Source organism: Paenibacillus sp. CH40 (assembly GCF_024213605.1).
GTDB classification, from domain to species: Bacteria; Bacillota; Bacilli; order Paenibacillales; family Paenibacillaceae; genus Paenibacillus; species Paenibacillus polymyxa_B.
On the sequence record NZ_JANAVQ010000011.1, the window covers coordinates 41,917 to 55,021 of the forward strand.

General features: G+C 37.2%; 13 protein-coding genes. 3 read left to right on the forward strand and 10 right to left on the reverse strand.

The features are described from left to right. Positions 1 to 48: 48 nt before the first annotated feature. Complete coding sequence (locus NLX73_RS22780; RefSeq protein ID WP_254327426.1) at positions 49 to 714, forward strand: MBL fold metallo-hydrolase; 666 nt, start codon at positions 49 to 51, stop codon at positions 712 to 714. 165 nt (positions 715 to 879) lie between these two features. Here NLX73_RS22780 and NLX73_RS22785 read toward each other — a convergent pair whose 3' ends face one another. Beyond that, positions 880 to 1,206 (reverse strand): hypothetical protein, encoded by a 327-nt coding sequence (locus NLX73_RS22785; protein WP_254327427.1) that lies wholly within the window; start codon positions 1,204 to 1,206, stop codon positions 880 to 882. Beyond that, on the reverse strand, positions 1,191 to 1,448 hold the full coding sequence (locus NLX73_RS22790; protein ID WP_254327428.1) for a TetR/AcrR family transcriptional regulator: 258 nt from the start codon (positions 1,446 to 1,448) through the stop codon (positions 1,191 to 1,193). The genes NLX73_RS22785 and NLX73_RS22790 overlap by 16 nt, the downstream gene beginning before the upstream one ends. A gap of 146 nt (positions 1,449 to 1,594) precedes the next feature. On the opposite strand from NLX73_RS22790, the gene NLX73_RS22795 reads away from it, so the two are divergent. Continuing rightward, positions 1,595 to 2,707, forward strand: a complete 1,113-nt coding sequence (locus NLX73_RS22795) for an alpha/beta fold hydrolase (RefSeq protein WP_254327429.1) — start codon at positions 1,595 to 1,597, stop codon at positions 2,705 to 2,707. Positions 2,708 to 2,984: 277 nt separating this feature from the next. On the opposite strand, the gene NLX73_RS22800 is transcribed toward NLX73_RS22795, so the two are convergent. The 4 genes from NLX73_RS22800 to NLX73_RS22815 all read right to left on the reverse strand — a co-directional run bounded on the left by NLX73_RS22800 (position 2,985) and on the right by NLX73_RS22815 (position 8,513). Further along, positions 2,985 to 5,012 carry a beta-xylosidase family glycoside hydrolase gene (locus tag NLX73_RS22800; RefSeq protein WP_254327430.1) on the reverse strand — a complete coding sequence of 676 codons (2,028 nt, stop codon included), beginning with the start codon at positions 5,010 to 5,012 and terminating at the stop codon, positions 2,985 to 2,987. Positions 5,013 to 5,079: 67 nt separating this feature from the next. Continuing rightward, on the reverse strand, positions 5,080 to 6,975 hold the full coding sequence (locus NLX73_RS22805) for a carbohydrate-binding protein (RefSeq protein ID WP_254327431.1): 1,896 nt from the start codon (positions 6,973 to 6,975) through the stop codon (positions 5,080 to 5,082). Between the two features lie 888 nt (positions 6,976 to 7,863). Continuing rightward, the gene (locus tag NLX73_RS22810; RefSeq protein ID WP_254327432.1) at positions 7,864 to 8,196 is read right to left on the reverse strand and encodes a hypothetical protein; all 333 of its coding nucleotides are present in this window, start codon (positions 8,194 to 8,196) and stop codon (positions 7,864 to 7,866) included. A gap of 152 nt (positions 8,197 to 8,348) precedes the next feature. Further along, the gene (locus NLX73_RS22815; protein ID WP_254327433.1) at positions 8,349 to 8,513 is read right to left on the reverse strand and encodes a hypothetical protein; all 165 of its coding nucleotides are present in this window, start codon (positions 8,511 to 8,513) and stop codon (positions 8,349 to 8,351) included. 339 nt (positions 8,514 to 8,852) lie between these two features. Here NLX73_RS22815 and NLX73_RS22820 point away from each other — a divergent pair, with 339 nt between their 5' ends. Next, positions 8,853 to 9,602: a class I SAM-dependent DNA methyltransferase gene (locus NLX73_RS22820; RefSeq protein ID WP_254327434.1), complete on the forward strand. Its 750-nt coding sequence runs from the start codon at positions 8,853 to 8,855 to the stop codon at positions 9,600 to 9,602. Positions 9,603 to 9,908: 306 nt separating this feature from the next. Here NLX73_RS22820 and NLX73_RS22825 read toward each other — a convergent pair whose 3' ends face one another. From NLX73_RS22825 to NLX73_RS22840, 4 genes are all read right to left on the reverse strand, one after another. Then, complete coding sequence (locus NLX73_RS22825) at positions 9,909 to 11,183, reverse strand: acyl-CoA thioesterase/bile acid-CoA:amino acid N-acyltransferase family protein (RefSeq protein WP_254327435.1); 1,275 nt, start codon at positions 11,181 to 11,183, stop codon at positions 9,909 to 9,911. A 60-nt stretch (positions 11,184 to 11,243) separates the two neighbouring features. Beyond that, complete coding sequence (locus NLX73_RS22830) at positions 11,244 to 11,807, reverse strand: MarR family winged helix-turn-helix transcriptional regulator (protein WP_061830185.1); 564 nt, start codon at positions 11,805 to 11,807, stop codon at positions 11,244 to 11,246. A gap of 508 nt (positions 11,808 to 12,315) precedes the next feature. Continuing rightward, a complete protein-coding gene (locus NLX73_RS22835) occupies positions 12,316 to 12,591 on the reverse strand; it encodes a hypothetical protein (RefSeq protein ID WP_254327436.1) in 276 nt (91 codons plus the stop codon). A 62-nt stretch (positions 12,592 to 12,653) separates the two neighbouring features. Continuing rightward, a complete protein-coding gene (locus tag NLX73_RS22840) occupies positions 12,654 to 12,944 on the reverse strand; it encodes a hypothetical protein (RefSeq protein ID WP_254327437.1) in 291 nt (96 codons plus the stop codon). Between the last annotated feature and the right edge of the window lie 161 nt (positions 12,945 to 13,105).

Below are 13,105 nucleotides of genomic sequence, written 5' to 3' on the forward strand. Positions count from 1 at the left end.
ACCTATTTTAGCATGGGTGGCAATTACATTGTACGGAGGCCCGATATTATGGAAATTTCACAGGGAGTAGAAATGCTTCAGCTAGATTTTCATGGGAATATGATTCACCCCATTCTTTTGTGGGATCAAGAAACGTCTGTTTTAATAGACACAGGATTCCCTGGGCAAATGGAAGATTTACGCGAGGCTATGGAAAAGGTAGGCGTGTCGTTTGACAAACTAAAAGTTGTGATTTTGACGCATCAAGATGTGGATCATATAGGTTGTCTTCCTGAGATTTTGCAGGAGTGTGGCCATCATATCAAAGTCTATGCACACGAACTAGATAAGCCGTATATTCAGGGGGATATCCCACTTTTAAAAGATAGTCACCTTGAGAATCCCCCGAAGGGCAAAGTGGATGATACCTTAATAGATGGTCAGGAACTGCCTTTTTGCGGCAGAATTCGAGTCATCCATACGCCTGGGCATACTCCTGGCCATATCAGCCTTTATTTAATGCAAAGTAAGACTCTTATTGCCGGGGATTCGATGTACAGTGTTAACGGGATTCTCGGGGGAATTCATGTCCTGACCACACCGGATATGGATGCAGCTCATCTCTCATTAAAAAAGTACTTAGATCTCGACATTGCATCCGTAGTTTGTTATCACGGGGGATTAAGTAATGTACATGTGAATGATCAGATATTAGGACTTACCCAAGGATTATAAAGTTAAAGTTCCAGCAAGTTACCTTTGGTGAAACGATGTTGTGGTCGAGAAGATTATTTAAAATAACACTTTGTTAATTCGTGATTGAACTTTAACAAAGTGTTATTTTGCATTTCACAAAATAGATCTTCATTGTTTATTCCTGCAACCCATACTCCACGCGTGCTAACTTGTATATAGATCAGACTTTAACTGATTAAAAATATATTCTTGCATTTGATCTAAAAGAAGAATGATGTTAGTATCTTTACCATTTTTCAAAACCCACTGAATAGACGTCATTGAGTTAGCAGCATATAGTTCAGCTAAATACTCCAATGCGATCGAAGTTGAAGGATTCTGTTGCTTTAAATAATCTAAACAAGTCCGAAACAAAATTTGTTCAAATTCTTTACGTAAATCAGCGGATACTTCATGAACGGTTAACAATGTTGAAATTTCCAGCTTATTTTTAATCATATTATCGGTTACAAGTTCTATGGCGTTTGCCACCTTGCCATCTTCCGTGGAATCAAAACGCTGCTCAATTTCAACTTTAAAATCAGAAGCATACTGTTTTTTTCTAGCAAGTCGTACTTATCTAAATAATGACTATAAAAAGTAGAACGTCCGATAAGAGCTTGATCACAGATTTTTTTGATCGTAATATCTTTAAAATGATGTTGTTGGAGTAATTCTATTAAAGCTCGCTCAATAGCTATTTTTGTTTTATAAATTCTGATATCTTCATTCATTTAACCACTTGCTCCTTATGTGTAAGTTTTCGAACACTTCATATATACCGTGTAAGATATCCTACAGATTATGCGATACTAATTATTTTTTATGTAGTAACTATACTCTATAGTAAGCACATACCCAAATTGAAGGAGGACAATATATGTTTAAATCCTATGTCAATAACGAACAGTTCAATCTTCAAATTAATCGTTTTATCAATGATTATTATCAAGAAGATGATCGAGCACAAGCTGACTTGGAAAAAATGATTCCGAAATTAAACGACACCCATAGCTGGTATGAAGCTTGGCTCAATTTTGCAAAGAAACGCGAAGACAGCAAGGACTATGACTTAGCCTCAGTCTACTATCAAGCTGCAGAATTTTATCTTGCAACCACAAACCCCAATAAAGAAAAAATGTATCGAAAATATAGAGAAACATTCTATAAAGGCTTTCATGATTTTGATTATGAATCCTACAAGATTCCCTATGAAGACTCGTATCTTCCTGCTGTAAAATTATTGACACCTGGAGCTACGAAAACATTGCTTGTCTTTGGTGGGTATGATTCTTACATGGAAGAGATGCTTAAAATGATGAGATTTATGAAGGGAATTGATTACAATATTATTGTATTCGATGGCCCTGGCCAAGGAACTGCTTTAAAAAATGGCCTAAAATTCATTCATAACTGGGAAAAGCCCATATCAACGGTGATTGATTATTTCAAATTAGATCGTGTTAGTCTCGTAGGTGCTTCTTGGGGAGGATATTTAGCTATGCGTGCGGCAGCCTTCGAAAAGAGAATCGATAAAGTAGTTGCTTTTAACATTTTCTATTGTGGTTTAGATGCCTTAAAAATGGGGATGCCAGAAGAAACGTATCAGAGCATGATGCAGCTCGTTGATCGTAATGAAGTAGATCAAGTGAATACATTATTCGAACAGATGATCACTCACAATATTGATTTGCATTGGAAGATTACCAAAGGGATGGAAAACACCGGTGAAGTAACGCCCTTTGATCTCATTAAAAATTTCGAAAAGCACACGATGCAAGGCATTGGAGCATTCATTAATCAAGATGTTTTTTTATTAGCTGGAGAAGATGATCAATACGTACCTATTAGCCGACTCGCTCAAATCCAACAAGAATTAATCAATGCTGCGTCCATTACAACCAAGGTATTTACTAAAGAAACGGGCGGTGAGCAACATTGCCAAGCAGGTCACAGAGAGTTAGCATTTAATGAAATGAAGAAGTTCCTATAACAACAGTAAATATATATTTTTTTATGCGCAACATGCCCATCAAAATCGTAGTTCCATAGCTTCAATCGTTGTTATCCAATTGGCAAGTAAAAACCGACTCCAATTATGGAGTCGGTTTAGTCCATTCATTTTCCCCTGTTATCTCAATGGAGAAGTCCGTAATTTCCTCTGAGCTTTTCAATTCATGCGGCCTAGCAAGGTTAGATTTTCGAACTGAAGAACCTTGAAGGAGCGCAAGAAACGAACTTAGATCCACAGCTTCAAACCCTCTTGTTTGTCACTGCAAGTTTAAATAATCAAAATCAACAAAACCACCCGTTGATTTAGTAGCATAATTGAACAAAGCAAAACGGTATCCCATAAAGTGAGGGATTGTATATGACATCTGAAGTGTGTTGCCTATAGCCGTCCAATTTGTGCCGTCAAGACTGTAGTAGAAATATGCTTTATCCATCTGATTTGTAAAATCACATATAAGCTTAAGATATACTCTGTTCTGGGTGAAAGGGACACTTGCCACTTCAGTCATTGCTCCAGAGCTGGCATTCACCATAACAATGAATTTGGAGGTCCCGTTCATCTTTATGCCTACAAATCCATAATTAGCCTGAAAAGCTGCAAGACCGGAATAGTCTCCGTCCTTCATCCCGTTTGTTTCCATTGCAATGATTCCTGTACTTTTCGGTCCAAATGTCCTTTGGGTAAGCGTATTTCTGGCATCCAGAATACTTTTACTCACTTTCCCTGTAGTCATTCTCATAAATCCAGGACGCTGTGTAAGGGACCAATGAGTATTGTCAGGATTGTGGTTCCATTGCCACTCCTTTTTAAGAGTCGCTTCAGAAGACGAGGTTCCTGTAAACGAAACATCGTCCACATAGAAATTCATCAAATCATTTGTTGGGTCTGGGGTTGAACTGTAGGGTGTCTCAATGAAAATAAATGTTTGTGAGAGGTCGGCACCTGCCGGAAGTGTATATGTTCCTTGAATTGTGCCCCATTGGCCCTTGGTTAGCGTGGTGGACTTAAGAATCGATATACCTGTGTAACTTGGACCATTCTGAATACCAAAATTAAATTGCTTAGTGGCAGGACCTTCAGTGTATTTAACCTTTGCAGAAAAATTATACATTCCGCCAGCTGTTACTTTTCCGGTAATTACTTGTTTTGGACCAGCAGCTGTTTGTTGTCTACCGCTGACAAACAAGCTTTTTGAGCCGATGTAATAGTCTGTAGTGGTTGCTGCAACAATTGCAGTGTTATTATTCGTCCACGGGCTTATGGTGGCATTTTCAAATCCACCGTTTGCAATAAGCTGACTGGAGGCTTGAGAAGATGAAAACTCATCAGATGCATAGACCTTCTTTTCGGGATAACCTTCAACAGGAACATCCATCGTAAGAGGAACCTTACCGTTAACACCGAATACCGGCCAATTATTTGACCATGTAACCGGAACAAGATACGGCATACGTCCAATTGCTCCGCTGTCTTTAAACAGCATAGCATACCAGGAGCCAGAAGGAGTATCAACAATTCCCCCCTGTGCAATACCTGAATCATTCAATGACACCTGACCTGTATAGGGTCCTGTCAAGCTACTTGCACGATAGGTTAATTGTGTGCGGTTGCCTCCCGATGGCCAGCATATAAGAAATATATAGTACATTCCCTTGATCTTTTGTATGTGCGCGCCTTCAGCCTTGACTATGAAGCTGGAACCGGCAATATTACTGGCAGCGGAAATAATCACCTGATTAAGTCCCCCTGGCTTGATAGCCTTTGCATCTGCAGTAAGCTCAATAATGCTGATATTATCACTGCCATAAACCAAGAATACACGTCCATTATCAAACAGCAGCGATGCGTCATGATAATAGTTGCCAAGCACTGATGATGTCCATGGACCAGTTTCTATATTGCTGGTTTGATAGATGTATGTTTTGCCGGTAGAATTGGAGCCAAAGGACACATAGTAGATGCCGTTATAATATCTAAGGCTGCTTGCCCACGAGCCTTTTCCATATTCGTTCTGCCCGTTGTTAAGATTTTGTGCGTCATTGTTGGCATACGTATCGTAAACATAATTTACGATTTCCCAATTGACGAGATCATAAGATTTCATGATCGGAACTCCATGATTCATGTGCATGGTCGTGCTAGTCATATAAAAAGTATTACCTACCCTGATAACATCGTTGTCTGGAGAATCAGCATTTATAAACGGATTTGTAAAAGTAGTAGCTGCAAATACAGAAGTATTGGACATCATACTCATGAATAATGGTAAAACTAATAAAAGCACACTTATCCTCCTATACATATTAGAATCGCCCCTAATCTTTGATAGGTTCAAAAGCTTTTAGTTTTAGTTAATTAAATTGTAAATAATCCACATAGGCATCCCAAGTCCCGTTATCGGTGGTTACGATCAGTCTGACCTCTTGATTTCCGGTTACATGGGTGATATTAGACAAGGTTTGGACCGTCGGCGTAGTTCCAGTAAAATAAAAGGAACCAACTGTGGTTCCTCCTATTTGCAAGTCTACTCTGGCGGTACTGGAGTTATTCGAAGCACCCCTGACTGAAATACTATGAGTAGAGTTGGCAAAATACTGAGTGTATGCACTATAATCATCATTGGCGTATAAAGCGACCCCATTGAAAGGAGAACTGATCTTCCCAGCGTAAGTACCACCGAGAGTCATATCCTCAGCTTCAACCCTTGTTCCAGTAGTATTGGGTGTAAACTGCCAGTAATCAATATTAAATAAGTTACCAGTCCCTGTTCCGGTAAACACTAAGAAAACCTTGTGGACTCCTGTTGCATTGCTTACAGTGGTTTCAACTTCCTTCCAGGTCTGTGTTCCTCCAGTAGAACTGACATTAAGAGTTCCAACCAGAGGACCCGTTGCACTGTCCAGACGTATTTCTATTTTACCGCCTGCATTGGATGCTATGTTTGCTTTAAATGTCTTGGCTCCACCGCTACCAAAGTCGGCATTTCCTACAGCGATCCAATCTCCATTGTGTACGTTTGTCACATTAAGATTATTTGTCGGTCCGCCTGATGCTTGACTCGCCTCGGTTGTAATCCCTGCATTCCACCCGATTGTTTCAGCCTCAATCCTATTGTATGGATTAAGATTCGCTATCTGAGGCACGCCTGCCATATTTCCCTGAACCTCTTGTATCGTTACATTCGTATTATGGATAAGCTTGTTAATATTAGGAGAACGATATCCTTTCCCTTCTCCCAACAGAGCCTTGCTGACAGTTTGGGAATGGTACACTACATACCATTGGTTATTAAAGTTAAACACCGAATGATGGTTATTTCCACCAACTCCGAAAAATGCTTGTGGATTTTTCAGGAAATGTCCTGTATAAGTAAAGGGGCCCATAGGACTGCTGCTCACCATGTAGCCTATTTCACCTGCTGGGTAATTTGACGGGTGTGTACCGGAGAAATTGATACAATAAGAGTAATAATATTTGCCGTTATACTTATGAATTCCTGAGTCTTCAAACATGTAAGGAGCATCAATGGTTACTGCACTTCCAATAATACTGGTCATATCAGCGCCCAGTTTTAAAACTCTGGCTGTTTTAGGATTTGCAATTGAAGCTGGGTCCGAAGTATTGGGTATACCTCCACCAACATATAGATATCCTGTACCATCATCATCCACCAATACTGCCGGGTCAAAAAGCCATGTAACTCCAGACATTCCAGTTGTACTGTGTGTAACAAGAGCCTTTCCGAGTGGGTCTGTCCATGGTCCTATCGGAGTGTCTGCAGTTAGTACACCAATACCTGAGGCACCATTTGCAAAATAAAGGAAGAATTTATCCTTACCATTTATTTTTTTATGTGCAACGGCCGGTGCCCATGAGAGTGATGCCCATTTTGCAACACCTTTTCCATTATTTTGGTTATTGTATCCTGCGACCGGAATTGCACCGTGGTCTGTCCAGTTCACCATGTCAGCAGAAGATATGACGAATATTTTATTTAGTTCACTAAAATCATTCTCTTTCACCGTTCCATTACTGTTATATACATATGCATCACTTGACATATAGATATAAACCCTTCCATCATAGACCAACGCATAGGGATCCGCCCCCAATTTATGGTCCATAAGAGGATTTGAATTCCCTGGAAGCTTTGCAATTGCATTGTTAGCAGCATGTACAGGTACCATTGGTAAACAACTCAGCAATAATGTAAAAGCTAATAAAAACACCGAAAATTTTTTAATCATAAACATATTACCTCCATTTTTATATATCATGTCTATTAAAAGTTTACAAATTGCCTATGCATAGATTTAATTAGTAATTTTGTATCCTATTTGAAGGTTGGTGCTCCGAAACTTGGACTTTTAATATTTTCAGCAGATGTTTATAGCTTCTCCCCTAAACTTGTAACCGCTTTCAATTTTGGGCGGGGACTCGACTCAAGACGAATTAGCCAGTTCATCATTTTTATTTTCGCCCAATAAATTTCAGTTAATGGCTTTTTATAATTACCTTGGTTACGGTACATACAGCAAACTGCGTTGCACGGTTCCAGGCATTCTTTTGGATATCAGCGCCTTAATTCACCGATGGCAAGCCATAACAGTCGTCTTCATGCAAGATGGTGCATTCGAGCTGTTTGTGCTCAAAAGTCAATTCCCAAATTCCCCTCCCTTCTTTATCATTTCACGTACCGATTGAAAACTTTAACTTTAGAGTTGAACTTGAAATCTTTTACATAATTACAAAGGAATATTATGTCGTTAGTAAGCGTGGAAGCGAGTTTTAGGCTACGCAGTCGGGGAAACGATATCCAGGAATATAATACCATAAACGCCACTTTGGAACAAGTGCGACAGCTTTGCAACTTGTGGAGTATGCTAATAATTCCAGGCTGTTGCGAAGCTTATATTCATGTCATTTTATGCGACTAGTTCTATCCAGAATAGCCATCAATCATGAGTTATCTTACAATTCAAACTTCAATCTATAAATAACATTTATCCCCTCTCATTAATGCCCGATCCTTTTCTTTTAGTCGCCCATTTAGATATAAAAAAACTTATTTCTGCTCAGCGTTCGAGGTGAAATAAGTTTTTAACTGAGTACATTTATCCAGATGAACAGGAGACTTACCAATCGACTTCTTCAAAAAGACGGAAACGCATCTTTTTTTCAAATTTATCTAAAATTTTAAAACCAGATATTTCATCTTCATTTTCTCCAAGTTTTATCATAGTAGCTATTGCTAAGTCTCCCAACTTATAATGGCCTAACAGCTTATCTTGATGTTCCCTTTTTAAAGATAATCCATTTAATTTTTTAAATATTTCCTCTGTACGAATGCCTTCTTTTCCGATATGTGTCATTGCATGATATAAAACAATGGGGTTCTTTTCTTCTAGCAAATTTTCTAACTCATCTATTGAACATTTTCCTTCTTCAATTTTTTTTACTATATTCATTTTATTCCTCCTTTAAACAGATATTAATTAATGTTCCAAACTGTAAATACTTGCCCCCACTTGAACAAGATCAGGAGATGCTAACTTACCAATGCATATTCCAATATTCTTCTTTTCAGCCATTGAAGTTGAAATTTGAACAGAGCTAACGCTTAATACCATTTATTTTGATTTGCATATTTAATAAGAATTTTATTACCTATCATTTTTTTTATTTCTGGGTAGGTTAAATGATCTAATCCTTTGTTTGTCCCTACTATAATTGTACCTTCATCTTTTGACTCAAAAGTTAAACTAACATCCATTATTTTTCCCATTTTAAACGTTGCCCCCTTTATCATTCTTCAATATAAAGTTCTCCCTTAACATCACGTATACGTAAATCAGCATTTTTTAAACGGGTTATGGCATCCCTTAGTAGTGTAATTTTCAAGAGATGTTAAATTAGGTTTAAAGACACGCTCTCGTCCAGTAAAAAGATATTGCCCCATCAGATCCGCTAAATTAGCGGCTTTTTTGTTTTAAAAGTGCTGGCGCGTCAGTCCTTTTTTTTATAAAACATCAACACCGTTTCCATATATCGCAAAACCGAGAATGGATGGTATAATGAAGGATGATTTAAAGAAATCTGTAGTGTAGTGGAGGGATGATTCATATTGATAAATCACGATAATCTTGAAGAGTATCGAGACCCGATTAATTATGATCTTGAATTTGGCGGCGAGACTAATAAGTACAATTTCTATCTTGATATGGCTAGATTGAACCCAGGCGAGGTTCTGGAACTTGCATGTGGTACAGGATTGACAACCATTCATTTATCAAAATCGGGGATACATATAACAGGTGTTGATATTTCTTCATCGATGCTTGAATATGCGCGGGTTAAAGCTCAAGGTTTGCCTGTGGATTTTATTGAAGCTGATGCTCGTACATTCGATTCCGAAAAGCGTTTTTCCATGATTTATTTGACAGGAAATGCATTCCAGGCATTTTTGAGCGATGAGGATCAACGAGCCTTACTCGAAACCGTCTACAAGCACCTAGAATCAAATGGGATATTTGTTTTTGAAACACGAAACCCCTTGGGAACCGATTTATCCAACCAAGAGGAAAGCATCTGGGGAAATTTTATCGATAAAGATGGAATTAAAGTCAAGATATCTGGGACACAGTCGTATGATTCAAGTAACCAGATCATGCACTGGGTCACGTTCCGTGATTGGGGATCGGAGAAAACAATTTCTCGAATTGCATGTCGCTTTACTGATAATGACACGCTTCAGCGTTTATTAACGAGCCGCGGCTTTTGTATTGAAAATCAATATTCGGACTGGGATAAAACACCGTTCACTCCTTTATCTCCTTCCATCATTACTGTTTGTCGAAAAAAACATGGAACCTAAAACGAATAATCCCGGAATGTTCATCCCAAGTGTTTGACGACCGCGCGTAAGATATCCATGTCATTCGCATGTTTTTGAAGGAACAACAGGCTATTCAGTGATTCACGGAAAGAAAAATCGCCGAGTCACCCTAAAATATGATCAGGACGTTTACAAAAAAACGTTATTTGGTGGAATGCTTCTTTAATAAAGTAAAGAATTTATCGTCGTCTGGCGACTCACTATGATAAATTAGCGTGTACATTCAAGTCTTTTTTTGCCTTGGCAACCATTATGGTTTGGCTTGCCTGAGTTTGAAGACACGCCCTAATTCATAAAAAATTCTATTGTTTTCTGCCAAGAATCTGATTGACCAAAAGAATTTCCTTTTAAAGTACCACCACAAGTAAAAACGCCTCCACCCATTTTTAAGTTCAATGTTTCGCTTAAAGGTATAATAAACGGTAATGGTAATGAGTGACCTAAATCCTTATAATTTAAAAGATTGTATTTGTATTTATAATTGTTTTTTTTCAAAATACTCATTATTTCTACACATGCCTCGTGAGTATTCCAAATATTATCTTGATGACCTGAAATTAGCAATAAATTTGCATTTGCATTCTCTATTTTTATTCGAGCCTCCTCTTTATTTCTTGCCCTTTCCACACTTTTTTTATATGTAGTAGTAAAACCAAAAGGTATATTCTTTTCTAAGCAATGACGCTGATGGTCGTAAAAAATATCATTATCAACGGGTATAAATGGTAATGATCTCCCTTCATATGACCATGATGAAACATTTTTACCACTCATCAAACCATCCAACGCTTGAAAACAATATGCATGGGGTGCAGAAGCCACAACTTTAGAAATGAAATTATATCGCGATGCCAAAAGTAACGCCAATTCTCCGCCTTTAGATGTACCGTGTACATATATTTCATTAGCACGTGTTAATGGATTTTTTTTAAGCCAAGAGAACACTTTTTCAAAATATTCAAGGGGAATTTCCTCTAGTTTTTTAGGCAATCCCTTTTCATTGAAATATCCAACGGTTAAAACATTAAAACCTCTAGATGCCAATGGTCCTGACAAAAGCGAAAGACCACTTCGTTCACCATCAGATCCACCCAATACTACAATCGTTTTATTATTTGAGTTTTCAGAATAAAATAACTCTCCCATAAATTCATCAGTGATCTGTTGTCTTTTCACTTCCGGTAACTTGAACATACGCTCTAGTCTTATACATTCTCGATCTTGTCCATTTTCACATACTATATCAATAAATACACTATCATCTATTGAAATATTAAGAGCGATATTCCCTCCCTCACTATTAATCTTTTGTAAAGAAGTAATAAGCCCCATACTATCTATATAATCATAAGTTCCAGAATCAGGTTTGTGTTTTGATAAATCAACACTGCCGTTTGAATCCGCAGTAAACCAAGCAAATGATTGATACTTTTCACTTACTGCCCATGGAAAATGCATGGATGCAGTTATTTTCATTTTGCCCTCTGGTGGTAACCCTGTGACACAAAAATCGATTTTTTCATCAATAAGTGCAACTCTTGGTTGTACTTGTAATTTCATCTCGTAGCCTCCAAAGAAAATATAGAACTTGAATGGAAATATTGCCTATTTTCAATTCCATCATTTAAAATGTTTTCTCCGCAAAATAAAACTATCTAAAGCTCGAATTTGTGCTCCTTGAAACCCTTCCAGGTCTTCAAATTTATAATTTACGTCTTCCTCAAAACCAACGTACTCTTCGTTGTGAGTACCATATATTCTTTTCAATAAACTCCATAACACTTCTAATTCTTCAGTTGTGAATTCATTAAAAATATCTGCCATTAGGCATATTGCTTTCTCACCACATTCCAGCATGACTCTTTTCCCTAATTCCGTGATTTCCACGTTAATGGCACGTTTGTCCCGTTTGCTTGGTGTCGTAATCAAGTATCCTTTATTCTCTAAATTGACTACAAGCTTTTGTGCACTTTGTTTGCTTGTTTCTAACTTTCTTGCAATATTAACAAGTGTCGTTTCATCCTCTGGCAAATGAGCTATTGCCAGCATGATCATGTACTGTCGTGATGTTAATTTCTCAAAATAGTTGTCGCCTTGTATTTGCAACTTATTAGTAACGGAAAAAAAAGTAGCGTAAGTTTGTTGCATTATATATAACTCTCTAAGCGCTTTAGAATATTCCATAAATATATCCTTTTCTTTTTATTGTCACCATACTGACTATAATTACAATAACAGCATTTTGTATTATCGTCAACATGGTGACAATGATCATTTGGAAATTTAATACATTAAATAAACAATTGTTATTTTGTATCTGGAATCCCTAGTCGTTATGAACGATCAGCCCGGTCACATCTTTTGCCTTGCAAAAGCTTTGGCAAGTCCTTATCACAGAAAGATACCACCAGCGTTCGCCCACTCAATATTGTGTAATATCCGTTACCCATTTTTGGTTAGGCTTTTACTCTACACACTCAGCAGCTAAGTAGTTTCTCCTAGAGCGACGTTTTCGGCGAATTTTGGACTTGACTAAACTTTCAAAATGAATTGATTACAAACGCTCAGCTTGAATAAGTATTCTATTCATTTGGTTCACCTCCATTAGATATGAAAAAAACTTATTTCTCCTCATGGTTCGAGGTGAAATAAGTTTTGAATTAAGTGCGTTCATTCAAACGAACAGGAGGCATTACCATTCGATTTCTTCAAATAAACGGAAAACCATCTTTTTTTCAAATTCATCTAATATCTTAAACCCAGTTATCTCATCTTCTTTTTCTCCAAGTTTTATCATAGTAGCTATTGCTAAGTCTCCTACTTTATAATGACCTATCATCTTATCTTGATGTTCCCTTTTTAAAGATAATCCATTTAATTTTTTAAATATTACCTCTGTACGAATGCCTTCTTTTCCGATATGTGTCATTGCATGATATAAAACTATGGGGTTCTTTTCTTCTAGCAAATTTTCCAACTCATCTATTGAACATTTTTATTCATTTTATTCCTCCTTTAAACAGATATTAATTAATGTTCCAAACTGTAAATACTTGCCCCCACTTGAACAAGATCAGGAGATGCTAACTTACCAATGCATATTCCAATATTCTTCTTTCCAGCCATTGAAGTTGAAATTTGAACAGAGCTAACGCTTAATACCATTTCATTTTGATTTGCATATTTAATAAGAATTTTATTACCTATCATTTTTTTTATTTCTGGGTAGGTTAAATGATCTAATCCTTTGTTTGTTCCTACTATAATTGTACCTTCATCTTTTGACTCAAAAGTTAAACTAACATCCATTATTTCCCCCATTTTAACGTTGCCCCTTTATCGTTCTTCAATATAAAGTTCTCCCTTAACAATTTGGATTAGAACAACAACCACCTACTCTTTTAGATAATGTATTTTTTGTATTTTTGCTGAATTCATCTCTCACATTAACCGACCCTCCTAGCAATATGTATTTAACAAGA